The organism is Paenibacillus sp. KACC 21273 (assembly GCF_028736095.1).
Classification (GTDB): Bacteria; Bacillota; Bacilli; order Paenibacillales; family Paenibacillaceae; genus Saccharibacillus; species Saccharibacillus kyungheensis.
On the sequence record NZ_CP117876.1, the window covers coordinates 3,933,048 to 3,957,545 of the forward strand.

The 24,498-nt window shown below is 38.4% G+C and carries 31 protein-coding genes; 6 read left to right on the forward strand and 25 right to left on the reverse strand.

Annotated features, from left to right (window positions below; translation table 11 throughout):
* Positions 1–23: 23 nt before the first annotated feature.
* On the reverse strand, positions 24–731 hold the full coding sequence (gene trmB, locus PQ460_RS17250) for a tRNA (guanosine(46)-N7)-methyltransferase TrmB (protein WP_273615409.1): 708 nt from the start codon (positions 729–731) through the stop codon (positions 24–26).
* 477 nt (positions 732–1,208) lie between these two features.
* Between trmB and PQ460_RS17255 the strand changes: the two genes are divergently transcribed.
* From PQ460_RS17255 to PQ460_RS17275, 5 genes are all read left to right on the forward strand, one after another.
* Complete coding sequence (locus PQ460_RS17255; RefSeq protein ID WP_274170559.1) at positions 1,209–2,165, forward strand: tRNA modification radical SAM protein MnmL/YtqA; 957 nt, start codon at positions 1,209–1,211, stop codon at positions 2,163–2,165.
* A gap of 1 nt (position 2,166) precedes the next feature.
* Positions 2,167–2,760, forward strand: a complete 594-nt coding sequence (locus PQ460_RS17260; RefSeq protein WP_274170560.1) for a tRNA 5-(aminomethyl)-2-thiouridylate-methyltransferase MnmM — start codon at positions 2,167–2,169, stop codon at positions 2,758–2,760.
* A gap of 54 nt (positions 2,761–2,814) precedes the next feature.
* On the forward strand, positions 2,815–3,204 hold the full coding sequence (locus PQ460_RS17265) for a VOC family protein (protein ID WP_273615406.1): 390 nt from the start codon (positions 2,815–2,817) through the stop codon (positions 3,202–3,204).
* An 85-nt stretch (positions 3,205–3,289) separates the two neighbouring features.
* The gene (locus tag PQ460_RS17270) at positions 3,290–4,258 is read left to right on the forward strand and encodes a type I phosphomannose isomerase catalytic subunit (RefSeq protein ID WP_274170561.1); all 969 of its coding nucleotides are present in this window, start codon (positions 3,290–3,292) and stop codon (positions 4,256–4,258) included.
* A 192-nt stretch (positions 4,259–4,450) separates the two neighbouring features.
* Positions 4,451–5,407, forward strand: a complete 957-nt coding sequence (locus tag PQ460_RS17275) for an alpha/beta fold hydrolase (protein WP_274170562.1) — start codon at positions 4,451–4,453, stop codon at positions 5,405–5,407.
* Between the two features lie 62 nt (positions 5,408–5,469).
* On the opposite strand, the gene PQ460_RS17280 is transcribed toward PQ460_RS17275, so the two are convergent.
* The 20 genes from PQ460_RS17280 to PQ460_RS17375 form a co-directional block, all read right to left on the reverse strand.
* Positions 5,470–6,108, reverse strand: a complete 639-nt coding sequence (locus tag PQ460_RS17280; protein ID WP_274170563.1) for a LysE family translocator — start codon at positions 6,106–6,108, stop codon at positions 5,470–5,472.
* Between the two features lie 212 nt (positions 6,109–6,320).
* Positions 6,321–7,721: a phytase gene (locus tag PQ460_RS17285; protein WP_274170564.1), complete on the reverse strand. Its 1,401-nt coding sequence runs from the start codon at positions 7,719–7,721 to the stop codon at positions 6,321–6,323.
* A gap of 126 nt (positions 7,722–7,847) precedes the next feature.
* Entirely contained in the window at positions 7,848–8,312 is a 465-nt protein-coding gene (locus PQ460_RS17290; protein ID WP_274170565.1) for a GNAT family N-acetyltransferase, read from the reverse strand.
* A gap of 22 nt (positions 8,313–8,334) precedes the next feature.
* Positions 8,335–8,637, reverse strand: coding sequence for an antibiotic biosynthesis monooxygenase family protein (locus tag PQ460_RS17295; protein WP_274170566.1), 303 nt, complete (start codon positions 8,635–8,637; stop codon positions 8,335–8,337).
* A gap of 166 nt (positions 8,638–8,803) precedes the next feature.
* A complete protein-coding gene (locus PQ460_RS17300; protein WP_273615399.1) occupies positions 8,804–9,541 on the reverse strand; it encodes a Bax inhibitor-1/YccA family protein in 738 nt (245 codons plus the stop codon).
* A gap of 155 nt (positions 9,542–9,696) precedes the next feature.
* Positions 9,697–10,419, reverse strand: a complete 723-nt coding sequence (locus tag PQ460_RS17305; protein WP_274170567.1) for a hypothetical protein — start codon at positions 10,417–10,419, stop codon at positions 9,697–9,699.
* Positions 10,416–10,910, reverse strand: a complete 495-nt coding sequence (locus PQ460_RS17310) for an NUDIX hydrolase (protein ID WP_274170568.1) — start codon at positions 10,908–10,910, stop codon at positions 10,416–10,418. The genes PQ460_RS17305 and PQ460_RS17310 overlap by 4 nt, the downstream gene beginning before the upstream one ends.
* A gap of 13 nt (positions 10,911–10,923) precedes the next feature.
* Positions 10,924–11,700 carry a hypothetical protein gene (locus tag PQ460_RS17315; RefSeq protein WP_274170569.1) on the reverse strand — a complete coding sequence of 259 codons (777 nt, stop codon included), beginning with the start codon at positions 11,698–11,700 and terminating at the stop codon, positions 10,924–10,926.
* Between the two features lie 27 nt (positions 11,701–11,727).
* On the reverse strand, positions 11,728–12,258 hold the full coding sequence (gene msrA / locus PQ460_RS17320; protein ID WP_273615395.1) for a peptide-methionine (S)-S-oxide reductase MsrA: 531 nt from the start codon (positions 12,256–12,258) through the stop codon (positions 11,728–11,730).
* Positions 12,259–12,426: 168 nt separating this feature from the next.
* A complete protein-coding gene (locus tag PQ460_RS17325; protein ID WP_273593517.1) occupies positions 12,427–12,549 on the reverse strand; it encodes a hypothetical protein in 123 nt (40 codons plus the stop codon).
* A gap of 141 nt (positions 12,550–12,690) precedes the next feature.
* A complete protein-coding gene (locus PQ460_RS17330) occupies positions 12,691–13,002 on the reverse strand; it encodes a hypothetical protein (protein ID WP_273615394.1) in 312 nt (103 codons plus the stop codon).
* A 31-nt stretch (positions 13,003–13,033) separates the two neighbouring features.
* Positions 13,034–13,468, reverse strand: coding sequence for a GNAT family N-acetyltransferase (locus PQ460_RS17335; protein ID WP_274170570.1), 435 nt, complete (start codon positions 13,466–13,468; stop codon positions 13,034–13,036).
* A 101-nt stretch (positions 13,469–13,569) separates the two neighbouring features.
* Positions 13,570–14,070, reverse strand: coding sequence for a DinB family protein (locus tag PQ460_RS17340; protein WP_273615392.1), 501 nt, complete (start codon positions 14,068–14,070; stop codon positions 13,570–13,572).
* 38 nt (positions 14,071–14,108) lie between these two features.
* The gene (locus PQ460_RS17345) at positions 14,109–14,906 is read right to left on the reverse strand and encodes a YhfM domain-containing protein (RefSeq protein ID WP_274170571.1); all 798 of its coding nucleotides are present in this window, start codon (positions 14,904–14,906) and stop codon (positions 14,109–14,111) included.
* 136 nt (positions 14,907–15,042) lie between these two features.
* Positions 15,043–15,747 carry a DUF4309 domain-containing protein gene (locus PQ460_RS17350; protein ID WP_274170572.1) on the reverse strand — a complete coding sequence of 235 codons (705 nt, stop codon included), beginning with the start codon at positions 15,745–15,747 and terminating at the stop codon, positions 15,043–15,045.
* A gap of 104 nt (positions 15,748–15,851) precedes the next feature.
* Positions 15,852–16,922 (reverse strand): hypothetical protein, encoded by a 1,071-nt coding sequence (locus tag PQ460_RS17355; RefSeq protein ID WP_274170573.1) that lies wholly within the window; start codon positions 16,920–16,922, stop codon positions 15,852–15,854.
* On the reverse strand, positions 16,919–18,757 hold the full coding sequence (locus tag PQ460_RS17360) for an HSP90 family protein (protein WP_274170574.1): 1,839 nt from the start codon (positions 18,755–18,757) through the stop codon (positions 16,919–16,921). Before PQ460_RS17360 ends, PQ460_RS17355 begins: the two co-directional genes overlap by 4 nt.
* Before the next feature lie 23 nt (positions 18,758–18,780).
* Positions 18,781–19,218, reverse strand: a complete 438-nt coding sequence (locus PQ460_RS17365; protein ID WP_274170575.1) for a DUF7716 domain-containing protein — start codon at positions 19,216–19,218, stop codon at positions 18,781–18,783.
* A gap of 30 nt (positions 19,219–19,248) precedes the next feature.
* On the reverse strand, positions 19,249–19,875 hold the full coding sequence (locus PQ460_RS17370) for a hypothetical protein (protein WP_274170576.1): 627 nt from the start codon (positions 19,873–19,875) through the stop codon (positions 19,249–19,251).
* 269 nt (positions 19,876–20,144) lie between these two features.
* Positions 20,145–20,819: an HD domain-containing protein gene (locus PQ460_RS17375; RefSeq protein WP_274170577.1), complete on the reverse strand. Its 675-nt coding sequence runs from the start codon at positions 20,817–20,819 to the stop codon at positions 20,145–20,147.
* 313 nt (positions 20,820–21,132) lie between these two features.
* Between PQ460_RS17375 and PQ460_RS17380 the strand changes: the two genes are divergently transcribed.
* On the forward strand, positions 21,133–22,041 hold the full coding sequence (locus PQ460_RS17380; protein ID WP_443147167.1) for a methyl-accepting chemotaxis protein: 909 nt from the start codon (positions 21,133–21,135) through the stop codon (positions 22,039–22,041).
* A gap of 51 nt (positions 22,042–22,092) precedes the next feature.
* Here PQ460_RS17380 and PQ460_RS17385 read toward each other — a convergent pair whose 3' ends face one another.
* The 4 genes from PQ460_RS17385 to PQ460_RS17400 all read right to left on the reverse strand — a co-directional run bounded on the left by PQ460_RS17385 (position 22,093) and on the right by PQ460_RS17400 (position 24,496).
* On the reverse strand, positions 22,093–22,554 hold the full coding sequence (locus PQ460_RS17385) for a DUF3592 domain-containing protein (protein ID WP_274170578.1): 462 nt from the start codon (positions 22,552–22,554) through the stop codon (positions 22,093–22,095).
* Between the two features lie 120 nt (positions 22,555–22,674).
* A complete protein-coding gene (locus PQ460_RS17390; protein WP_274170579.1) occupies positions 22,675–22,977 on the reverse strand; it encodes a hypothetical protein in 303 nt (100 codons plus the stop codon).
* A gap of 43 nt (positions 22,978–23,020) precedes the next feature.
* Positions 23,021–23,830, reverse strand: a complete 810-nt coding sequence (locus tag PQ460_RS17395) for a PP2C family serine/threonine-protein phosphatase (RefSeq protein ID WP_274170580.1) — start codon at positions 23,828–23,830, stop codon at positions 23,021–23,023.
* Between the two features lie 15 nt (positions 23,831–23,845).
* A complete protein-coding gene (locus PQ460_RS17400) occupies positions 23,846–24,496 on the reverse strand; it encodes a DUF3885 domain-containing protein (protein ID WP_274170581.1) in 651 nt (216 codons plus the stop codon).
* Positions 24,497–24,498 lie beyond the last annotated feature (2 nt).

Here is a 24,498-nt window from a genome sequence, read left to right on the forward strand (position 1 = left end):
CCTTACTTTTTTTATGTTATAAATTAATATTTATCTAGACGCATCGCTTGATATTCACGCAAAACGTCTTCACCGATCAATACTTCGCAACGATGAATATTCATCCCTTTGCCCATAAATTTAGCTTCATATTCTGTCATGACATGTTCTTCGTTGATACCATCACGATGAAGATTCAAGCTAATATTCGTCATTTGTAGACCGTAATCAGCAAATGAATTTAGTGAAAATTCAAATAGCGTTTCAGAATCGGTTTTGAAATGAATTTCACCGCGAGTATTTAACAATTTACAATACATGTCCAAAAAGCGTGGATGTGTTAAACGACGACGACCATGTTTCTTTTTCGGCCATGGATCGCTGAAGTTAAGATAGATTCGCTCAATCTCACCAGGAGCAAATACCTCTTCAATTTTTTCGATATTTGCGCGAGCTAGCTGGATTGTCGTCGGTTCTCCACGTTCTGCTTCTTCCCATGCCATTCTTGTTTTCTCACTGGCACGGCGTACCAATTCATCATACATATCGAAGCCGATATAATTGACATTTGGATGTTTGACACTCATTTGGCTGACAAATCTTCCTTTGCCCATTCCAAATTCAACATGAATCGGCAGATCATTTCCAAAACGCTCTTGCCATTTTCCTTTATATTGTTCAGGATTCAGCACGACTAAATCTTCCTGCTGCTCCAATCCTTCACGTATTCCTTTTCTACCTCGTAAACGCATGTCGTTCCTCCGATTTCAATGGTCTATATAGTGATCCTACTACTAAGGCATTATTGTGACGAAGAAATGAGCAAATGTAAAGCATTTATCTGCATCATTATCTGGACACAGGAAAAAAGGATCTCCCTTCTCTGCAAGCAGATCAGGAAATCCTTTTCTCTATATTTGGAATTGGGGTCCAACAAATTTAGCAATCATAGTCTACCATTTTTCGTTATAAAATTAAATGGGTATCGTGATAAACTATGAAAAAATTAAGCTTTTAAGACGTTTCTACCTTTGATTACCCCTTTTTTGTAGAAATGAAGCGAACCTTAATTTTAAATCATTTATTTTGCAAATAATATTTTGAACTTCGTCACCTGTTGCTATCTTTTAAATCTAGATTTTTGTTACAATATAACCTGATTAGAGAGATATTATACATGTTAACGAACTGTTAAATACTTAATGAAGAACGATTGAAGGAGCTTCACTATGCTTACAACTCAAGATACATCCACTCCCCTATTATGGAGTGATAAAAGGTTTCATACGTGGAATACAGAGATGCGTGAACAATTTGGAAATAAAGTATTCAAAGTAACACTAGATGCTGGATTTACCTGTCCGAATCGTGATGGTTCGATTGCTAAAGGCGGTTGTACATTCTGTAGCGCTCGTGGTTCAGGCGATTTTGCAGGCAGTCGTCGTGACGATCTAGTGACTCAATTTAATCATATTCGTGATCGTCAGCACCAGAAATGGCCTCATGCACAGTATATTGGTTATTTTCAAGCCTATACGAATACGTATGCTCCTGTAGAACAATTACGCGAATATTTTGAAATTATTTTGAAGCAACCGGGAGTTGTGGGATTATCGATAGCAACTCGTCCTGATTGTTTGCCTGATGATGTTATTGATTATCTAGCTGAATTAAATGAACGGACTTATCTGTGGGTCGAAATGGGTCTGCAAACGATTCATGAATCCACTTCTACACTTATTAATCGTGCTCATGATAGTCAATGCTATGAGGAAGCTGTAGCCAAATTGCGTGCTCGTGGTATTCGAGTATGTGCGCATATTATCTATGGATTACCTCAAGAAACACATGAAATGATGTTAGATACAGGCCGTGCTGTAGCTCAGATGGATGTGCAAGGCATCAAAATTCATCTTCTTCATCTAATGCGCAAAACACCGATGGTCAAACAATACGAAGCTGGATTGTTACGCTTCTTGGAAAAAGATGAATATATCAAATTGATTGTAGATACTCTTGAAATTTTGCCACCTGATATGATTGTTCATCGTCTTACAGGAGATGCACCTCGTGATCTATTAATCGGTCCAATGTGGAGTCTACGCAAATGGGAAGTACTTAACGGAATCGATGATGAATTGAAGCAACGTGATACATGGCAAAGTAAATATTGGAGAGCATTATAACATGGGATTTTTGTCTGTTTTGAGTTATGCACACAAATTGGTTGCAGAGCGTCTGGATGCTCACAACGGCTATGCTATAGACGCAACTGCTGGTACAGGTGTAGACACACTGATGCTTGCTAAGACCGTAGGCAGAAGTGGTCAGGTATTCAGCTTTGATATTCAGCAAGAGGCTCTTGATCGCACACAGGAGCGTTTAGACAAGGAACAGCATACTGTACTTGCTCCTGTGCAACTGATTCTGGATAGTCATGCTACAATGAACCAGTATATTCCTGATCATTTACATGGTAAAATCCAAGTGATCATGTTCAATCTAGGTTATCTTCCTTCAGGAGATTTGAGTATTATTACTGAACCGGATTCAACATTGACTGCTTTGGCATCTGCTTTTGATCTATTAGCTATTCGAGGTATACTAACGATTGTTCTGTATCCGGGGCATCCCGGTGGCGCTGAGGAAGCAGAAGCTGTGCAAGCGTGGGCTTCTACTCTGCCTGTCGCGATAGCACAATCGATTATGTACCGCCAATTGCAACGACAAGATGCACCTTATCTGATTGCGATTGAGAAAAAAGGATCGCCAACATCATGAATAAGTATGCCCTGCTGTATGTGATGTAACATTATATTGAAGGAGTGAGTATGGATGGCTGTACGCAAACTAGAACATGTAGGTATTATGGTGAAATCGATAGAAGTGTCGATTGCTTTTTATGAAGATGTTATAGGTTTGAAGCATCTTGAAAATGCTGGACATATCGATGAACATATCAAACTCGCTTTTCTTGCTTTTCCAGATCAATCGCAAACTGAACTTGAATTGGTGCAAGGATACACAGGTGAGCTCGCTAATGAAGGCAGAGTGCACCATGTCGCTTTTGCAGTAGATGATATTGAACAAGAATATGCACGCATTCAAGCACTGAATTTGCACGAATTGGATACCGAGATTACGACTTTACCTAATGGCAGTCGCTACTTTTTCTTTAGTGGCCCGGATGGAGAGCGTCTGGAATTTTTCCAATCTGCACGTTAAGATAGATACAGATTGCTTGGAGAGACAAAATGCATAGGATACATAGAACGGTTGTATACCTACTACACTTGGAGGAGAGATAATAATGACTAATCCATACCCGCTTCAATTTCAACCGGAATTTAAAGAACGTGTGTGGGGCGGACGTGCCCTTGAACAATTTGGCTGGGATATTCCTGAAGGTGTGATTGGTGAAGGCTGGATGATCGCGGATCACCCGAATGGAACTACTTCTGTAATCGGTGGCGAGTTGGATGGTGTCAGCTTAACCGAACTTACGCAAAAATTCGGTCGTGATTGGTTCGGTACCAAAGGGGTATCTGAAGTGAACGGACGTTTTCCATTGTTAATCAAATTACTGGATTGCAATGACGATCTTTCGGTTCAAGTTCATCCTACAGATGATTATGCAGGGCTTCCTAAAGGTGAACTTGGCAAAACCGAAATGTGGTATGTACTTGCTGCTAAGCCAGGCGCTAAGATCATTTATGGCCTTAAAGAAGGCGTAACTCGTGAATCATTAGCAGAAGCGATTAAGAATAATAAAATTACAGATACACTGCAAGAAGTTTCGGTAGAAGCAGGCGATACATTCTATATTCCTGCCGGTACTGTACATGCCTTATGTGCAGGCGTATTGGTTGCTGAAATTCAACAAAATTCAGATACTACCTATCGTCTGTATGATTACGATCGCCCAGGTTTAGACGGTAAGCCTCGTGAACTTCATATTGAAGATTCTCTTAATGTGATCGCTTATGAAGGTGCTGGCGCAACAACAATGAAAACAGATGGTCTTGCTGCCGGACAATGGTTACAACTTGCGGCTTCTCCTTATTTTATTGTTGAAAAAGGTATTGTCGACGGTGCATGGGAATTAGCGACTACAGCAGAAAGTTTTACTATTCTAGTGATTGCTGATGGCGAAGGTACAATTGCATGGGGTAATGAAAATGTCGCTGTAAAAGGTGGACAATGCTTCTTATTGCCTGCTAATCTAGGACAATACACATTAGATGGTCATTGTACGGTCATTCGTTCTTATTTGCCATAAATAATGTAGCGATACTGACTTCAATGATATCTATTTCTAGCTTTGTATGACTTCACTTTAATGTTGATTCAATCATTAGAATACATGGTTAACATTGCTTAGATTGTATTTTGTAAATAATACCAAAATAGACCTGTACAAACCTACATCGATTGTGTAGATTTGTACAGGTTATTTGCAAGGAGGGATAGGATGCTCGAACATACATTTACTATGACTGATCCTGAAGATGTTGCTGTACATGTGTATGAGTGGCGTCCAGAAGATCAAGCCGATCAGCTACCTGTGCGTGGTATTGTTCAGATTACTCATGGCATGTCTGAGACCGCCAAAAGATACAAACGGTTGGCAGAATCACTTACTGCTCAAGGATTTATCGTCTATGCTCATGATCAACGTGGACATGGCTTAACCGCTTCAGGGCCAGAATATTTAGGCGATCCTGGTGATAACGGATTTTATTGGATGACTCAAAATGTGATCCAATTATCCAAATGGATTCGAGATCATCACCCGACGTTACCTCTTTTTATTATGGGACATAGTATGGGTTCTTTTATTATTCAAAAAGTAATGTATGAGCAACCTGATCTGTATGATGGTTTTATGTTATCAGGCACAAATGGGAAACGTAATCTGCTTCGAGTCGGTAAACAAATTGCTCATCTTCAGCAACGATTTCGTGGTCAGGTGCATCGTAGTCTGCTATTAAATATCATTGTATTTGCTTCTTACAATAAAGGGCTCCCCCGTCCACGTAAAACATTTGATTGGTTATCGCGTGATCCTGATGAAGTGTCATTATTTATGAATGATCCTTTTTGCGGAAAGCTACCTTCTGTGCGTTTCTATGTTCATTTTTTTGAATTATTATTAGAGATTCATCAACCCGGGCATATGAAGCGTATTCCAACGGATAAACCTGTGTATTTATTTAGCGGTGAACGTGATCCTGTAGGGCAGTATGGTAAAGGGGTCAAGCAATTGTATCAACAATATCTTCAGTTAGGTCTACAAGATGTTAAGCTAGATCTGTATCCAGATAGCAGACACGAGACGCTCAATGATATTAATCGTGATGAAGTAACGGCTAATGTGATTCACTGGTTAGATGAACATATATCCAGTACAACGATTGCATCCAAATAAAGCAACCTCTCCTATTCTAGTAGGTAGAGGTTGCTTTATTTTTGTACACCTATAATGATTTATTATGAAGAGACATTCCGTGATGTACGTAACAGATTGAGACCTAATAAGATAAAAATACTACCTGTGATCTTATTCATGTATGTAGCGATACGACTAGATTGTAGACGATGTGCCATTTTGCTTGAAAAGACTACTAACAACATACACCATAGGATGCCAGTCGTACTGAATGTAAGTCCTAGCAAAATAAATGGAATCGCTCCATACGTCTGTTCTGGGCTTACAAATTGCGGGATAAATGCTAAGTAAAACAAAGCTACTTTGGGATTCAGTACATTGGTCATCATCCCTTGTAGATATACTTTACGATTACTTTGAGAATCTACAGCTTGCATCGCTTGAGCCGATTCGTGACGCGCCATTATCGAACGTATCCCTAACCAGATCAGATAAGCAGCTCCAATCCATTTGACTATATTAAAAGCTAGTGCAGACTGCATAAGGATCAAAGAAAGTCCCAGACCTGCTAACAATGTATGTACTAATGAACCTGAGATAATACCGTATACTGACATGATGCCTGCCTTTTTCCCTTGAAAAATACTACGACTCAAAATATAAATCGTATCACTGCCAGGGGTGATATTCAGCAAAATACTAGACAGTATAAAAATCCAATAATGTTCGATTCCCCACATCTATCTTCACTCCTATCTTTTTTTCTATTTGAAGATTATACATGCTTTGATCGAAAATGGGTATAGAACATATGACTTTTAAAACGATACATTCAGATGATAATACAAAAAATACAGACAAACGTATCTTATAGATACAATGTTGTCTGTATTTTGTGAAAGTAACACTTATAGCTAGTACATGATTGACTATTCTATCATCGCTTAGAAATTTATTGACGATTTTCTAATTTTCTTGGATCAGGGCTAGTATTGTCTGTCATTGCTACACCTTCATGTAGACCTGCATCAATAGATTGCCATGGAACCATTTTGAAGTTTTGATTAATCTTTTTACCATTTTTCAAATTCTCATCATCTTGCGCAATAAATACACCATATGGATATTGGCTACCCATATTAGCACCTAATACATCTATTCCGTCTGTCTCGGTAGTTCCATCTATTCCTTTTCCATCGTTGATCGTAAAGTTAGAGATGTACTTGTTATTATCTTGACGATCATACACAGCATACGTATTATTACCTTGGCTAGAAGCCATCAAATACCCAGTTCCATTTGCGCCGTAATACAGAGTTAAGCCCTCAATATCATCGTGCAAACGACGTCCATCTGCGATATCTACAGTACTTAATGGTTGATTACCACCATCTGGCTCAGCGCTGTATTTCCAGATCGCTGCATCTTCTTCAGCAATATACAATGTGCCGTATTCGTCATCAGCAACCATACCTTCGGATTGTGTATCTAATTTGAAATGACGTACTAATGTGCCTTTCACTTTGCCTTTGCCATTATCCGTTAATTCATATTGCTCAAATTCGCCTTCTTTACCCAAAACAAGCGCATAATATTTGTTTGTTTTCAAACTATGATACAAGCTAAATCCATACACTTCGCCCATTTTGGATTTGATCGAGTTAGCCAAAATATTGGTAAGTGCTCCTGTTTTGCCATCAAAAGAAAAAATGTCTACAGTATTAGACGAACGATTGGTTGCACCAACGATATCTACTTTTTTACCATTCAAAGGAAAATCGTAACGTAGATCTGTATTGTTCATTTTACCTGTGCTGTATGATTTTAATTCTTTCCCTTTTAGATCATAGACTAACATTCCGCCACCTTTGTTCGTAGCAATAATCTTGCTATTCGAAGCATTGGAAGGATCGAGCCAGATCGCGGGATCGTCAGCCGCATCTTCACCGGATTCTACAGCATCTGTCTCCCCTGTCGGTTGTACTGCGAACACAGGTACTGCATCGGTAGGATCATTGAATTTGGCATTTTCAGCATTAATCATTGTTAGTAAGGTTTGTGGGATATAAGTAGCTCCCTGTTGCAATTCAGCCGCTTGTTCCAATGTACCGCTTTTGCCTGCTAAGCGATATTTCTTCTCACCAACTGTGATTGAACCTGTAATGCCATTTTTCAATTGGAAAAAGGCAGCTTTGTCTTCCCCATCCCAGTACATTTTGCCACCCATTGCTTCGATTGATTGCCTAAGAGGAACGGATGAACCCTCTGCTGCATGTACAAGCGGACTCGCTACCGCTGTTGTAATACTGATTCCTGCCATTAATAAAGCCGTTTTACCTATGTTCTTCAACATTTCATCTGCTCCTTATCGCGATTACGCTATGTATGGCGTGTCATACCCATCGATTTAAATATAGGTCATGATTGTTAGCGTGGAGTCTGTGTTGTGTAAAGTTCAGGTAAAGCGCAGGAATTCCATTTATTTATCCAAATCTAGCTTCTTTTCATAGCAAAGACTAATTCCATCATCTTCATAATCTGCAAACACAGGAATACGATAATAGCCGTTACGCTCATAAAAAGCAGTCGCTTCAAACTGCTCTGCACCTGTCTCCAGACGAACAAAATGACATCCTTGCTCAATCGCTTTTTGCTCTAATGCTTGTAACATGTTGCCAGCAATCCCTTGTCTACGGTAAGTAGAATCAACAAAAAACCGCTTCAATTCTACACTGTCTGTATCCAATGGTCGGATAGCGCCACAACCTACCGGTGTATCGTCTATATAAGCAACCATAAATGTAGTGTGAAAAGCATCTGGATGATCAAGATCGATCGTATAAATATTTTCCTCGTCATACCGTTGTTGCAAATCTTTATCTAATGCCTGAATTAATGTTCTCAAATGAAGATCAGTTGGCGGAACTTGCTCGATACGAATCATAGTTATAACACTCCTTCGGTGATTAAGATTGAGATGATTCTACAATTTCATAATAATGAACTGCTGGGAACGGATCATAGTAATGATGCAGTAATTTTTTCCATTCTTGATATTCTGTTGATCCGCGGAATCCTTCAGTATGATCAGCTAATGTCTCCCAACGGACTAACAATAAGTATAGATTGTCAACTTCAAGGCAACGTTGTAATTCATGAGATATGTACCCTTTCATACTGGAAATAATCTGTGAAGCCTGGCGAAAACTTTGTTCAAACTCATACGTTTGACTTGCTTTCACTTGTAAATTAGCTACTTCTAATATCATAAAATAATGGCCTCCTTATACGTTAATAGGTAGCAGTATACGAATGATTCAGCACTACCCATAATGAGTTTGATTTAGTATAAATGGCTTTGCGATTTCGTTCAACCTGAATGTGCAAAAAAAGCCTTGCTCCTACAATCAGGAACAAAGCTTTTATATTGATTATTTAATTACGGCTATTCAATTTAGATAACAAACGTAGAATTTCCATATACAACCAGATCAAAGTTACCATCAGACCAAATGCTGCATACCATTCCATATATTTAGGAGCACCTGATTGCGCTTCTGTCTCAATAAAATGAAAATCTAACAATAAGTTAAGTGCAGCAATCGCTACGATAAATAAGCTAATACCGATACCAATCCAACCTGTTTCATGAATAAACGGTACATTGATTCCAAAAAATCCTAAAATAATATCAATAAGATATACAAGAGCTATTGATGCTGTACAAATCACGATCCCAAGTGCAAATCCTGGTGTGACTTTGATAATACGTAGTGTGTAGATCGCTAACATCAAAAATAACGTACCCACAGTAATCAAAATCGCATTGATGACGATTCCCGGGTAACTATAATCGGTCCACGCCGAGATAGCTCCTAACATTAATCCATTCAAAATCACATATAACGGTGCTGTTACAAACGCTGCTCTTTTGAAAAAAATAGTGATTAATGAAGTCACCAGACTACCGATTAGACCTACAATCAAAAAGCCTGTTACATCTTGTCCTTGATAATACAAATACCATGTGTACACTGCCGCAACCATCAATAAAGCAAGAAGTACCATTGTTTTTCCTACTGTACCTCCAACCGTCATTGCACCTGCTTTAAAGTCACTTTCTTTAAAATCCGAGAATGCTTTTTCGCTAAGTGCTGGATTGTTTAACGCCATATGATCATCTCTTTTCTGTCTAAAATGTAAAATCCCCTTTTTCTATACCATGACTGTTATCGATTACTTGTCCATTATAGGTGGGAATGATTCATTTGAACAACCATAAATAGGTAATTTATCATAAATATTTATGAGGATGTAGTTCTTACAATCTACGTATTCACCCATTTGGCACGTAGTACAAATACTTCTTTATTATTTTTAATCGTTTCGGCTAGATTACTACTTGTCGCTGTATGCTCACCGTCATTATTAACACGCATCGAAAGATCAATCGTTTTGTTCATCGGAATTGCGCGCTGATCTAACATTGTACTCGACATAGAAGTAGAAGCATGTACTGGAACATATGTATACTCTAGACTCGTAGAACTGAGTCCAACTTGAATTGTGATATCTACCTTCTCTTGACCATCATCTTCTTTTTTAGAATAAGAGCTGATCGTCATCTGTTGTTCTCCTGTTGGAATAGGAACATTGTTATACAACATTTGTTCTTTGAGCTGTCCATTGCGATAATGATCTATCCATGTTCGGACTGTCGTTACTTTTTGCTGATTGATATTTACTTTGGCGATCACGATATTTTCTAATGTTTGGGCTTGTAACTTTTTATATTCAGAATCAGTATTAGGTAGCACATATAACTGAATCATCTTTTTTTGTTTTATCGCTTTTTTGGTAGCTTCTTTGGCTTTGTATTGTTCGATCAGATCTGTGGTTAAACCTTTTTTTGAAGAAGGCTGTGTGCCAGAATCAGTCACAGGCATATCAGGCGTTTGGATAACTTTAGCTGTGGCAGGTTGTGGTGAAGAAGATTGATTTTCACAACCTACTACTAGAATCAGTAATAAGACTATTATTGTTTTTTTCAATCGTTTGGCTTCCTTTCAATCATAGGATGATCATGATTTCCTAGAAATGATTTTAGAAAATATTGCACTATGGGAAGATCAGGTGGATTGATCATCTGTGGTAAATCAAACAGATCAAAAAATTGTAGTTCTTGAACTTCAGAACATTGAGCTTGCAGTGAACCGCTATACTCTCTACATACATAAGCCGCAACTACGTTATACACTTCATCACCATGTAGATACTGATAATACAGTTCAGGCCCCGAGAAGATATCCAGTAGCTGCAAATGCACAGCTACCAGTCCTGTTTCTTCTTCCAATTCGCGCTTAGCAACTTGTTCTAATGTCTCGCCAAGTTCCATACTTCCACCTGGCAATCCCCAACAATGATTATCGGCACGCTTTTGCAATAGAATCTGTTGTTGATCATTCATCAATACGACTGTAGCACCAGCCATAATAAGAGGTCTGCTTCCTACAACTTCTCTCAGTTCAGTGATATAGCTCATCCACCTTTGCTCCTTATTGAACAGCGATAATTTGCTGTTTGGTCTGTCGCGCGATTTCTCTGCCTTCTTCATCCAGTGAAGCATCTAACATCGCAAACCATGTATCAATATCCATTTTGTCTTTACGAGCAGTCAAAATAATTTTCACTGCTTCCATCGCATGCGGTAGCATAGGCACTCCGCGCATATACAAAAAGGTATCATCTGTAATATGAAGCTGCTTATAAATATCCATTAATTCATTTAAAACAGTAAATGCACGATCATATTCTTTCGCATCTGCCAGTGCACGACAAGCATAATACATCATCTGTGGAATCGGTACACCTTCATCATCTTCAGCTTGTGCCCGTAATTGTTTGGCTTGTGTATAAGCTTCCATACCTTGATCGATATGACCTGCTAGAATAGCCGACGTCATCAAATTAAACCAATCATTGATATCACTATACTCTTTTGCTAACCACTCGAATGTGGCTCGTGCTTGTTCATATTGTTCTAAGCGAAAATACGATAAAGCTGTTAGACCGTATGCTTCTTTCACTACATACGTATCTAGAGATGAACGATACGGTTCTACCTCTTGTAAGACTTCATTGAACTTTTCTTGTTGAAACAATTCACGCAACCGATCCATTTCTTGAAATTCAGGATTGGCTAGATTCACTTGCTGTTGTGCTGGCTCCTGATCCGACGCGGATACTGAAGCTTCTTGTTGTTGTGTAGAGTCGTTATCTTGTTCAGTGGATGGATCGGAATTTTTACCAAATAATGAACGTAATTTTTTCATCATATATACTCCTTTCTGGTAGCTATTTTAAGATTGTTGCCAGTTGTTATCGATAAACTCGTCCCGTCCGGATTGTTCACGATCTTCTTTATAATGTTTAGGATTCTTTTTGTGATAATCTTGATGATATTCTTCAGCTGGATAAAAAACAGGTGCAGGCAAAATCTCTGTAACAATTGGTTGTGTAAATCGACCACTTGCTGCAAGTTCTGCTTTGGATTGAAGCGCTAACTCTTGCTGTTCTTCATTATGATAAAAAATAGCAGTACGATACTGTGTACCACGATCTTGAAATTGTCCGCCATCATCGGTAGGATCTGTCTGTGGCCAGTATAGTTCTAATAATTTCTCGTAAGCAAATAAAGATGGATCAAATGTAATTTCGACCACTTCATAATGACCGGTATTGCCTGTTTTGACTTGTTCATATGTTGGATTTTTGATATGTCCACCTGTATAGCCAGACACAATCCCATGAATACCCGGTAATTCTTCAAATGGTGTAACCATGCACCAGAAGCATCCTCCTGCAAATGTTGCTTTTTGTAATTCTGACATGTACGTGATCCCCTTCTGTTTACAAATATATTTAGTACACCTTTATTATACGTATGTTTAGAAAGCATTACAAAAGCCGCAACACCCAGATGATCACTCATCTTATGCTTGCGGCTGATTTTAAAAATTCATATGGCTTATCATAATAAGCATTGTATAGACTACCTGCTATTTCTGTTCAGGAATATAGACGACAAACCCGCTATCTTCACAAAACACATCACTGAATTGATATACCTGTTTGTTATCGACAAACAACCATTCCAGCACTCTACGGATGACTTGCAGCATGATAGTCCCCTCTCTTCATTTCAACTTCGCCTGTATGGCTTATCGTCATTTTAAGGTCGAGAACTATCGTTGTCAATCATGATTTTTGTAAATAAAATAAGTAGATATTAACGCTGTGTAAACGTTTCAATATAAACGGATTTATGAGGAAGAAATATCAAAGTAATGACCGAATATCCCTAAAGAATCAATCGTCAAATTCCCTTTATTGGTTGAGTATTCATCTGTTGTTTTTTTGTACAAAAACAAATGACGTTCTGCTCTGTCTTTCCATTCAATCGCTTGTCCATTGATACTGCAATCTCTGGTTACACTAGCGCTGGTACACTTCAAATTATATTGATCGACCAACCATTGATTATAAGACTTTTCCCCTGGTACCGTTGCAATCATACTCAAAATAAGTGCAAAAAAGATCATAATCAAAATCCATTTTTTTCTTTGTTTCGGCAAAATGTAATCAGCTCCTATAAATGTGAGAACGCTATAATACTTTGTAATGGCTCCGATGAGGATTGCCATGCTCTTGCTTAAATGCTAGCTGTATATAGAACTGACTGGCTTGCTCACTGTTTGTATACAATACAAGTATATTATAGAACTTCTTCGCTTCGGAAGTCACTTTTTGCACCAATTGCTTGCCAATTCCCAGATGGCGATAGTCTGGATGAACATACAGTCGGCGTATTCGACCTGTCGAATGATCAGAAAAAGGATCTTGATTCAAGCCGACTACTCCTATAATCTGCTCCTGTTCTCGAACGATATACAGAGCTTCTCCTTCACCTGAAAATGTATTTTCTCCTGCTACGTATTCGTTAACCAATCGCCGAAGATGTTTGAATCCTTCTTGTTCACTTCGGATCACTAAAGGTTCCAGTTCATGCACTTTCAATTGTTCTACAACAGAGATGATCATATGTATAACCTACTTTCTTTAGATATTTTCGTTCAACATAAATACAGATCATATCCCTATTTCAATAGAGGAATATGATCTGTCTGAATATACTCTTTTATTTAGCTATGTTCAACTTTAGACTTTTTACTCTGGTTGATCATCGTCTCGATACGTTCATTGCCTAGAATCTGGCGGAAATGATGAATCATATGCTCGATATAATCAGCAGCTAGCCATTCCAAAGTCACACTTTCTCCAGAAGGTAAAATACCTTCTTTGGTATAATCTTCTTCTGGAATCTGAGCAAGTACTGTCGAAATCTGTACATTGCGATTGATCCAGAGCTGAATCACATCATACGGATCATAACTATTATGATAATCATTGAGTTCTACCCAGCGATCTTGATCATACCCTTCGATCGGAATAGGATAATCAGACAGAGCAATTTTGACCAAACGTATATAATTGTTGGCTGCCGAATCACATAGATGACCGACAATTTCTTTTTTAGACCATTTGGCTGGATGAGATTTGGCGCTAAATTCGTCTTGAGGAATACGATTCAATTCGGTCTGAAAATGCAACACCAGATTCTGAAGTCGTTGACTGTAATTCATTAAAAATCCTCCTTTAGCAAAATAAAATGATCATCAATCTAACGAATATACACGCCAAAATAATACTGACTGTTATTATCTTTATTCCATGTCGCAGAAAGTACATACTTTGCATAACCACGCTCTAGAGGCACAGTGTACATTCCAGATCTATCTACTTCTACTGGAAAATGCTCTCCATTTTTTACCATGTATAATTCTATTTTAGCAGGCTTAGTTGGAAAGTCGACTTTTATTTGTGATGAAGGTGCAACTGAAATTGCTTGACCCTCAATCTCTTGATCTAATATATCAGGTGCTGGTGGTATGCCACATATAGATTCTAACTGATGTGTCTCTGGATTCCACTTAGACGAACAAAATGCTCCTGAATATAACGGAATCATTGTCCCACTGATTCGTACTGTAGGCTCTAGTAGTCCTTCTGGAAAAGTAGTACTTTGAAGAATCATATCTCTTAATCGATTCGTATCTGTACTGGAAATACGATAACCTTGATGACTATCCGCACCATCTAAAAGTAAACCTTCTGTACGTGCATTATGTTCAAATCCTAGTGAAAGCGAATAGTGATGAGTTGTCTGATCATTATCAACTAATTCTGCATTATACTCTGTAGACATATCGAGTATGCCTTCAACGGGCTTCGCATGTTCAATTGCATCTACAATGATCTGTAGATCGTCTGGATGTGTAAATGAAGCCTCTATACATGAAGCATTCTTCCACGTGGGATTACAGGTAAATGTTGCTTTCTGGATCGTATCATGAGGATCTTTTAATCCCATATGAAAAAGACCATTATCGGCTTCATGATTATAAATAGCTAATAACACAATAATGCCAACGACTACTAAAATACGTGGATAGATGATTACCTTCCCCTTCTTCTAGATAATATATACAAATAATACCATTTTACGTTCAAAACAAAAAGACGCTCTTCACGAGCGCCTTCGGTTCCAGCTTGGATTACTGGATATCAGTATACAATCGAACATAATTTATATGCTGCGATTGAGTGTTATACGAGAAAATAAGAAAAGATTTCGGAAACATGCGATTGGTCAGATGATAAGTGGCTTCTGCTGTATAAGCTATATCTTTCGAAGTATCATTGGTCTCAGCAGGTGTACCTAAGTTAGCGATAACCGTATCTATCTTTAATTTTTTGTAAACATCTGCCCCTGAAGTGAATTCTACTATTTGATCATTAGCATCGAAAGTCACATCGAGTGTGCCGTAACTCAGCATAGGTCCCTCTGTCCCACCTAGTTCAGGCTTACCTTGTAACTGAACTAATGTTGACCGACTTGATCCCAATGATAGACCTTCAGGTAGATCAGGCAATGTACCTTTGTTGGCAGCTTCCAGAATGGTCGTACCAGAGATATCAGTGTCATCGTCGGTAACAGTACTTGTTGCAGATGAAGAATCAGTAGTAGAAGCAGATGATTCTTGTTCTGTTGTAGTCGGCGCCTTCTCTGTCTCAGTAACAGTCGGTTCTACGATCTCATGCGCCGATGAGGTTGCAGATGTAGAAGAAGGGGTTGATGGTTGATTACCACATCCTGCTACAAGCAACAACCCTACGATGAATAAACTGGCTTTGCCGAGTCCAGTTGATAGCTGTCTTTGGCTAGATAATGAATTACGATTACGTGTAGATCTATTCATTTCATATTCTCTCCTCTGTATAACTGATTCATTGAACATAGTATATAGAGAACATGTATCTGCGATATGAACGAATGTATCTAACTTGTAAATAATAGATGCTTTTATAATTGCTGAATTAACGTCGTATAATAGCTGTTACCATTGCGCTGATCTAACCGCCCTGCTGTTTCTAGTGCCATTTGTTGCAGACGATTAGCCAGAGCAGGTAGATCATGTGCTTCCTCAGGATAAGGATAGCTAGCTGGTAATTTAACAGATGTCACATTGCCATCGGCAACCAGACGCTTGAACAGTACAGCCGCATACGCATTAAACATCATCTTATCACGCGGATTCTCATGATCCAAAGATAACCCAACCCATTGTTCGAATACTTCCAAAGCCTGCAAAAGATCGATATTTAATAGGTAATACATATGCTCACCTGAATGAAGTACAAAATCACGATTGCCTTTAATCAGGCGATAGCCTTGTTTTTGATATTTCTCTGCTTCTTCTAATTTACCTTGACGATACAATGGCATTAACACTTTCGATAATGTCAGATGAGGAACTTCACCACAAGTCATTCGTCCTTTCAGAATAGGTCTAGCTGTGCGAATAATCTGCTCGTCATTACCTTTCATCACTTCAAACTCTACGAATTGATGTTGTTCACATGCTTCGCAATCACTCATTTCATCACGATCCATCGCTTTGGTCTTATTTAAAAATTGTTGTGCTTCTTCCACTTCACCATAATCTTTAAGTAGTGAAAAGCGATAGTAATAATAAGAACGTTCACTATATCCGAATTGTTCATAACGTTTACGCATATCTACTAATAATTCATCTATTTGTGCTCGGCTGACTTCTGGAAACGAAGCAATCGAATCCAAAATCCATTTGTATGACCATAATAATGTAAAATCATCATACTCCTCTGGTTGTTGATCAAATTGACCTAGTAGCCATGAGAATGCTACCAGTGCTTTCATGGGGTGACCGCTAAAAGTACAAGTTTCGACTAATTCTTCGCGTGCACTATAGCCCTGTTCTACATCACCAAGACTGTCTGCAATTCGAATCGCTTCTTCTAACAAAGCGATTTTGGCTCTCCCATTAGGCAAACTATACGCTTGATCCATAATATCTTCAAAATCTGGATTGATCTGTTCAGGTTGGTTATTCATTCGGTATGTCCTCCTTGATCTGTATTCGCTGATAATCCCCAATCTAAAAAGCGAACAATGCCTTGATTCAATACTTGCATCTCTTGTCTATTCATCGGATAGTGACCCATCATCAATGCATTTACATATAACATTTCGATAGCAACAACAATCATACTTTCATTTTTAGCTTGGAAAATACGCTCTACGACTGAATTGTTTATATTCAGATAAAGTGTCGAATAAGCAGACTGTTGCAATGAAGAACTTAGACTTTGCAGTACAGAAGTTAAAGCAAGTGGGCTAACTGATTTGGATGTCTCAATAGAGCGCAAATCCGAAGCTTCTTGCGATAAAGTAAATAAGGCTGGTAAATCTTCCGGTTTGAACCGTTTGAGTTGAATCTGACAGCGGAATCGTTGCAAAGCAACATCTGCATAACGAACGGCTTCATAATATTGCTTGCGCTCTTCTGTCGTAATATCGGTAAAAGCAAGAGAGACATCTTCTGGAATTAAGCGCTCTGTATTCGCTTCTGCACATACTTCAGGAAGAAGAGCAATCAGTTCTGCATCGTACACATAACCACCATTTACCACTAATAACGATTGTGCAGAAGCAACATGAGTAATCTGACGATATTCGTCCAGACTGGTCGTATAATACATTTTCTGATTATCTGCTAGTAATTCATGTACTTTACGGCGACCGTATGTTGTCTCAAAAGGCAACCAGCGATAAATAATCTGGAAAAATGATGTATCTTCAACCGCAAGAGCTTTCATTGATAACGCATGCAATTGAATAATGCGTTGCAATCGATCAGGCTCATATTCTGCCATACGTAGCAATTCAGCACGAATACTATTTCCTAGTTCTTGACGAACTTCTTCCAACTTCTCGTTTTCGTAGAAATGTTCACGAGATGCTGTCGGTTGTAATTCATCTGTCCAGATAATACTTTTCACAAAAAACGCCCAGTCTGGCAAAATGTTTTCTGCTTTTTCTGAGACTAGCATATATTTCAAATAGACTCGATTCGATTTCTTCACATTCAGATTCACAGAGTGTGGCAAAATATAAGCGATACCACCTGTACGTCCTGAAGCAGTTCGCAACGGAATATAATCTTGAAATCTCTCTCCGAGTAGACGCTGTCCCAGTTGCAATACTTCATCACGATGACCTCGTGCTCGTTCTGGATCATCCAGCCATACAGGACGCTGATCGTTAATAATGCGCTGAGTCTGCTCATCACGAAATGTAATCGGGTAGGGCAATAATGCACCATAATCATAGATCCATTGTTGCAACAATTCAGATTCATAATACATTTCACAATCAGGCTTGCAACGTAAATATACTTTCGTCCCTGGGGATAATTCTGTCTCTAGTTCACGAATATGATAAGTACCATCTGGATTACCACGCCACTCTAGCGCTTTGCCACCTTTGGCAGATTGAGTCACCATAACGATCTCATCACTCACCATAAAGCAAGATAACAGTCCAATCCCGAATCGTCCGATAAAGGAAGTCTCTTGTGTAAACGCATCTGCTCCACTACGCTTAGACGACTGACCGATCATCGCCAAAAATTCATGTACATCTTCTCTTGTTAAGCCAATGCCATCGTCTTCGATCATCAATGTCGAACCAGCCCCTGAACCTGTTAACTCAAGATGGATACTTCCTTGATAAGTAGCATCTTGTTGCGAACGCGCGGTTACAGCATCGACAGCATTTTGTAAAACTTCACGTAAAAATACTTTAGGATTACTGTATAAATGATTGGATAAAATATTAATCATTCCACTAAGATTGACCTGAAACCGATATGTATCTGACTCACTCATAGAACACAACTCCTTCAATAATTTTAATGATTGTCCATTCTAGCTAACACGTCATCGTATTCCAAAAAAGCATCGTACTCATAATAATAATTAATCGCAATCACCATCATTTCAGGTGTGGGCGTTTTGCCTGTATTGTGCAAAATATCAATAATATCTTCGAACGTAGCTAATTCTAACCACGTTTGTATATGTTGATCATCCACCCAATCAGGAAAAATATCTTTACGAGCGTTGGTAATGGTTCCTCCTTGATACTCCAATTCATTCAGCCAATCTTCATTAAAATAATAAATAGGGGTAGTAAGCGGATTGCTTTCCCACTTTTTCACATTAAGATAGAGCCATTGATTTTCTATCTTATTCATCACAGGCAACAGTTCTACAAAATGATCAAACTTGGCGTGTTGTAATTCTCCTTTTTCATATAAATCAACGATTTGCTGTTGATTTGGATTCATATTATTTCCCTCCTCTTTGGGCAAATACAATTAGACTATACTATGACTATGTTCATACTTATGCTGTACCTTTTGTAATGCTTTGACGATCCCATCTCTATTTTTGGCATCTTTCATATACTTCGGTAAACGATAGGACGCATGACGCTTAATATACAAAGAAGGCTTCATCCGCAGATCAGCCGAAATATAATCAATAAGATAATTCAAATGTTCATGATTCATTGCCCAGATCAATTTGCCTCGATAATGGGTGAGCAAATATAGATTTAATTGAAAAAAAGGGTCTTTCCCATCTTTAATCACAAATCCAGAAGAACATCCATGAGATGTTTTTTTGTTGAGAGGTACTTGATTACTGGTATGGCAGTATGGGCAACGAATATGTACATTTTTATGTTGCTGTTGACCTTTGTCTGTCACTTGCACGTTAAACCAACGCTCGCAAGATGTACACACCCCGCTTGCTCTATAATCATAGTCCATTGGATACTTTTGCATATAAAAACAATGGGAACATCGCATTTCTATTGATTCATTGTCGGTGATAGAAGCAGGGCCAGCACATTTAGGGCATTCTACCAGTACCGGTTTGCCATGATGCAATAAATACCAGATACTATAAGGCTCACCTAATTCATCGAAAAAACGTTTCATGGTGCATCTCTCCTTTGTGTAGTATATCGTATTGTATGGATAAGTATTTCCTTCTATACAATAAGAATAATATCAGTTAGAAGTAGGTGTAATAACGTATAACTACTTAGACAAGCCATACAATCATAGCCACATTTATTCTGTATTACCTTACTTTTAAGTATACATTTCTCCAAAGTACAGAACAAGCGTTTGACCTGAATGCAAAAAAAACTTGCGTAGGGTTATATCTTTTTCCCTACTACAAGTCTTAATGTATTCTTATTCATTTAGATTTCGCCATTCCATTCTTTGTAAAAGCGGTCTACATATTCTTGCATATATTGATGACGTTCTTCCGCGATGATACGTGCAGAAGGCGTATTGATCATATCTTTTAATTTGAGCAATTTTTCATGGAAATGATTAATAGCTGTACTCTTCTCATTGCGATATTGTTCAGAAGTCATTGAAGTACGGACTGGAATATCAGGATCATGAATAGGACGACCGGTATGCCCTGAATAAACAAATACGCGAGCAATAGAGATAGCTCCAATCGCATCCAGACGATCAGCGTCTTGTACAATCTGTCCTTCAAGTGTACGTACAGGAGGATTGTTCCCGCCATTGTAAGACATAGTCGCGATAATCTCTATTATATGTTCCACATCGGCTGGAGGGATCGATTGTGTATCTAACCAATCGGTTACTTTACGCATACCTGCTTCTTTGGAGACATTGAGCTTTTCGTCTGCTACATCATGAAGCAAAGCCGCCATCACTGCAACAAATCGATTGCCTCCTTCAGTCGCTGTAATACGTTCGGTCATTTGTACAACACGGTGAATGTGCCACCAATCATGCCCACTCGTATCCTCAGAAAGAACCGATTTCACAAATTGGGCTGTATCTTGAATCACTTGTTCTTGTATCTGCTCTGTACTATTCGGTGTGGTTGTCATTGTGGTATCGTCCTTTCACTCTAAAGATTATCAAGATTACGTGGTCGGACAAAAAGTATACATGATTTTGGATATACTGTACATCTATCGCTGTATTTTTATCGAAGTTTGTATCAATACATCCATATATATGTAAATTTATAATCGAATATATGGCTCTAACCCTAATTAAACGCTTGAAAATGGTCGATATTATAATCAATATAAACGTGAGACTTCTATCTAAAAATAATCCTTACTTAAATGATCTTACTCGTTTTGAAAAAAAAGAATAGCTGAATTGGATGATTTTATTTGTGAGAGGAAGTTACTTGTGCAGAACTATAATCAACAATCAATGGATGCTTTAGTAGTCAAAGCTTTGGAGAATAACCTTGCTATTATTCGATTTGATACTCATCGACGTGTAGCTTATGTAAACGATATCTTTGCTCGTACTATGGGTTATACACGTGAAGAAATGCAAGGAATGGATCATCGGTCTTTTTGTTTTCCTGAGTTTGTGAACAGTCCTCAATATGAACTATTTTGGAAAAGTCTTTTATCTGGAGAAAGCTTTCAAAATAAAATCGAACGTATGGATGCTAACGGCAACTCAATCTGGTTAGAAGCCACGTATATGCCTATTTTCGAAGACGACAATCATCAAGTTATTGGTATCTCCAAAATCGCAACCAATATTACACAGCGCCAAAACCATATGACTACTGTCGTCACCGAGCTACAAAATATGGCAGATCATATGAGTGAACGTGCCAATAAAGGGATTAACCGCAGTCAAGAATTATTGCAAAGTATAAACAAAATTGCAGATGTCTCTGCTGAAAACAAACATACTTTGATGAACCTTCAGCAACAGGCATTATCGATTCAAGGAGTAGTGCAGACAATTCGGGATATTTCTTCTCAGACGCATTTGCTTGCTTTAAATGCAGCGATAGAAGCCGCTCATGCCGGTGAATTTGGACGTGGATTCGATATCGTTGCCAAAGAAGTACGCAAGCTATCGAAAATGGTAGAACAATCTATTATTGAAGTACGTGATAGTGTAGATGCGATTACACGTGAAATTGAGAAAATCGCTAAAGGCACCAACGAAGCTCAATCCACCGTAGAACAAAGCCAGCAACAGATTCAAGTAGCGATGAGTGATTTCACCCAAATCTCTTCGGCAGCTCAAGAATTAGATATTCAAGCACGCGAAGTATCGGTAATCCTTTAATTTAATAAATAGACGCAAAAAGACCGTTCTATAATAGCAACGGTCTTTTTGTTATAACATAACAGCTAGCACTCCACTTCCCAAAAACACCACACCTAGAAATGCTACAAACCAAACTTTACTCCATCCTCCACTAATCCCATCTGCAATCACAGCAGATTGTGGATCAGCCGGATCGTATAAGATGTTGATCCTTGTTCCTCTAAGATTAAGACTATATTTGGTTCGAGATGGATGCCAGAACGAAACAATATGTCCTGTTGTGGTATAGAACTCTACTTTAAAGCTACGTCTTATATTCACATAATGCCGATCATCATCGTCTCGATCATCAAAATATAGATCGGTATCAATGTCTATATCCGTATGACGATCTATGATTACGCCTACAGTGCGTGTCCAATGACGTAGTCGGTACAAGTGAGTCTTCAGCAAGCGCCAGCTTACATACAATAAAAACAAACCTATGATAAATAAAAGTGGGGTAAACAAACGACCTGTCCAGTGACCCATATGAAAATGAAAATGAATCGAAATAATATTCCTCTCCTCTTATGTAGATAAAGGTATATACGTTCGATTTAATATTTTGTATTCAAAATATTACTAATAAGTATTTTTTATTTTTTTCCTTTAGTGTTGAGAATGATTTGGGTTGGTTACTTCCTCTACGTCTTCTAATGGTTCATCTTTATTTGCACTATTCAGATAACGTTTCTGCTCCGCTTCTGCGTGATATAGATATAGAATCCCTGCGGCTAATGATATCCAACTCAAATATAAAGGTGCTTGACCTACACTATTTGAAAAAGTATCAAACAGTTCACTGTTCCATGTAGTTGTTCCTGATCCCCATATTGCAGCACTCATGTATTTCACACTATACAAAAAGGCGGCTATCGCGATCAGACTGATTCCTGCGGCTCGTTTGTTCATCATGATCTCCATTCTGATTTGCGTATTGGTATGACTTAGAATCTCAAATTGAAGGCATATCAGATGGCATCTGTGGTGCTTGATGATTGGTATATTGCCAGCTCATGATCGTTGCGCTATCTTTGCCCTGTTGAGTATGAATGTGTTGTAAGATGGACTCTATATTTGACGTAAGATCGTGATCATTCACCAATGTTTGATATAGATGTGTAGGACGTTCAAAATAATGATCAGGCGTATCGACTACACCATCTGTCATTAAGACGATAATATTATTCCCTGCTCGTAACTGCCTTTTGCCAATCGTGTAACAAGGAACTTCCAGATCGAACGTATTCACCTGTCCTATCCATTCATAAAACTGTCGCTGATTCAGTCCATATTGACCCCAGTCTGCTAGATCAGAATGAAGTAAATATGCCATACAATCACCTACAGAAAACCACCATAGATAAGCTTCTTTTTGCAAAACGATCAGACAAGACGTTTCTCCGGTTACCTGCTGACACGCTTGACGAAAAGATACACTGGAAAACAAGTCTACAATATACTTTTCAAATACATCGAATAGATCAGGTTGTTCTAACATCGCTTGAAGTCTAGATTCATCTTGTTGTAACGTATCAATAATCAATGCTGCACTGGTCGCTGTCTGATGAGCATCCAAAAGAACAGCTAGCCTGGCAGAACCATCTGCACTTTGCATCACCAATAAGCCATCTTCATTTTTATAAGCGCCTGCTCCTGTATGTCCACCGTACCATCCTATATGTATCCCATGTTGCTCTGTTATCGTTGGCGTATCTAAAAAAGGTTGCTCACTTCCGATCCATCTATAACTGCTAGCACTCATAAGTACCTCCTTTATTTATGTCCCAAAAACCTGATCCATCTTTTCCAAATCATACGGTAAAAGCCAATCATAATATTGCTCATACAAGCGTTGTAATGAACCTTTTTGCATACCTACAATATCGAGTCCACGATCATCGTACATATGGAAGATGATTTGTTGCTTGGGTTCTATAAGATACACGCTTTCAGATAAAGAAACTCCTCGCTCTGGAAAATCTGTATAACTAATCGCTTTGAAAATCCCTGCATAATCAAGATCATGGATCGTACACCATACATATTGGCTTTGAATATATCCGTTTAATTCTGCTGTATCTTCATCATAATCAGGTTGTTGCGAATGGAGCTTAACCTGTGAAAGACATTCTGGTTGTAGATACGTTGATAATACCTGAACTTCATTTCGCTCAATACGTTCAATATCAGATAATACAGCCTGATAAGTACAAGTCATTACACATACTTGTTCACTTTCAGCAAATACAGCTTCAAATAAAGATACAGCACGTTGTTGAAGTTGTTCAAAATAAGTCGGATCATCAATACCACGATAAGGTACTCCTAATTCAAACCGCAATCCTAAAGGAAAGTTATAAAACAAAGGCACTTCTAACTTCATTTGTGGAAAAGTCTGCTCTAACCAATCATTAAAATCATTATTCATAA

Excerpts from the sequence above, each read along its gene's own strand:
- trmB (WP_273615409.1), bottom strand. The coding sequence starts at position 731 with ATGCGTTTACGAGGTAGAAAAGGAATACGTGAAGGATTGGAGCAGCAG.
- PQ460_RS17255 (WP_274170559.1), top strand. The coding sequence starts at position 1,209 with ATGCTTACAACTCAAGATACATCCACTCCCCTATTATGGAGTGATAAA.
- PQ460_RS17260 (WP_274170560.1), top strand. The coding sequence starts at position 2,167 with ATGGGATTTTTGTCTGTTTTGAGTTATGCACACAAATTGGTTGCAGAG.
- PQ460_RS17265 (WP_273615406.1), top strand. The coding sequence starts at position 2,815 with ATGGCTGTACGCAAACTAGAACATGTAGGTATTATGGTGAAATCGATA.
- PQ460_RS17270 (WP_274170561.1), top strand. The coding sequence starts at position 3,290 with ATGACTAATCCATACCCGCTTCAATTTCAACCGGAATTTAAAGAACGT.
- PQ460_RS17275 (WP_274170562.1), top strand. The coding sequence starts at position 4,451 with ATGCTCGAACATACATTTACTATGACTGATCCTGAAGATGTTGCTGTA.
- PQ460_RS17280 (WP_274170563.1), bottom strand. The coding sequence starts at position 6,108 with ATGTGGGGAATCGAACATTATTGGATTTTTATACTGTCTAGTATTTTG.
- PQ460_RS17285 (WP_274170564.1), bottom strand. The coding sequence starts at position 7,721 with ATGTTGAAGAACATAGGTAAAACGGCTTTATTAATGGCAGGAATCAGT.
- PQ460_RS17290 (WP_274170565.1), bottom strand. The coding sequence starts at position 8,312 with ATGATTCGTATCGAGCAAGTTCCGCCAACTGATCTTCATTTGAGAACA.
- PQ460_RS17295 (WP_274170566.1), bottom strand. The coding sequence starts at position 8,637 with ATGATATTAGAAGTAGCTAATTTACAAGTGAAAGCAAGTCAAACGTAT.
- PQ460_RS17300 (WP_273615399.1), bottom strand. The coding sequence starts at position 9,541 with ATGGCGTTAAACAATCCAGCACTTAGCGAAAAAGCATTCTCGGATTTT.
- PQ460_RS17310 (WP_274170568.1), bottom strand. The coding sequence starts at position 10,910 with ATGAGCTATATCACTGAACTGAGAGAAGTTGTAGGAAGCAGACCTCTT.
- PQ460_RS17315 (WP_274170569.1), bottom strand. The coding sequence starts at position 11,700 with ATGAAAAAATTACGTTCATTATTTGGTAAAAATTCCGATCCATCCACT.
- msrA (WP_273615395.1), bottom strand. The coding sequence starts at position 12,258 with ATGTCAGAATTACAAAAAGCAACATTTGCAGGAGGATGCTTCTGGTGC.
- PQ460_RS17325 (WP_273593517.1), bottom strand. The coding sequence starts at position 12,549 with ATGCTGCAAGTCATCCGTAGAGTGCTGGAATGGTTGTTTGTCGATAAC.
- PQ460_RS17335 (WP_274170570.1), bottom strand. The coding sequence starts at position 13,468 with ATGATCATCTCTGTTGTAGAACAATTGAAAGTGCATGAACTGGAACCT.
- PQ460_RS17340 (WP_273615392.1), bottom strand. The coding sequence starts at position 14,070 with ATGAATTACAGTCAACGACTTCAGAATCTGGTGTTGCATTTTCAGACC.
- PQ460_RS17350 (WP_274170572.1), bottom strand. The coding sequence starts at position 15,747 with ATGAATAGATCTACACGTAATCGTAATTCATTATCTAGCCAAAGACAG.
- PQ460_RS17355 (WP_274170573.1), bottom strand. The coding sequence starts at position 16,922 with ATGAATAACCAACCTGAACAGATCAATCCAGATTTTGAAGATATTATG.
- PQ460_RS17360 (WP_274170574.1), bottom strand. The coding sequence starts at position 18,757 with ATGAGTGAGTCAGATACATATCGGTTTCAGGTCAATCTTAGTGGAATG.
- PQ460_RS17365 (WP_274170575.1), bottom strand. The coding sequence starts at position 19,218 with ATGAATCCAAATCAACAGCAAATCGTTGATTTATATGAAAAAGGAGAA.
- PQ460_RS17370 (WP_274170576.1), bottom strand. The coding sequence starts at position 19,875 with ATGAAACGTTTTTTCGATGAATTAGGTGAGCCTTATAGTATCTGGTAT.
- PQ460_RS17375 (WP_274170577.1), bottom strand. The coding sequence starts at position 20,819 with ATGACAACCACACCGAATAGTACAGAGCAGATACAAGAACAAGTGATT.
- PQ460_RS17385 (WP_274170578.1), bottom strand. The coding sequence starts at position 22,554 with ATGGGTCACTGGACAGGTCGTTTGTTTACCCCACTTTTATTTATCATA.
- PQ460_RS17390 (WP_274170579.1), bottom strand. The coding sequence starts at position 22,977 with ATGAACAAACGAGCCGCAGGAATCAGTCTGATCGCGATAGCCGCCTTT.
- PQ460_RS17395 (WP_274170580.1), bottom strand. The coding sequence starts at position 23,830 with ATGAGTGCTAGCAGTTATAGATGGATCGGAAGTGAGCAACCTTTTTTA.
- PQ460_RS17400 (WP_274170581.1), bottom strand. The coding sequence starts at position 24,496 with ATGAATAATGATTTTAATGATTGGTTAGAGCAGACTTTTCCACAAATG.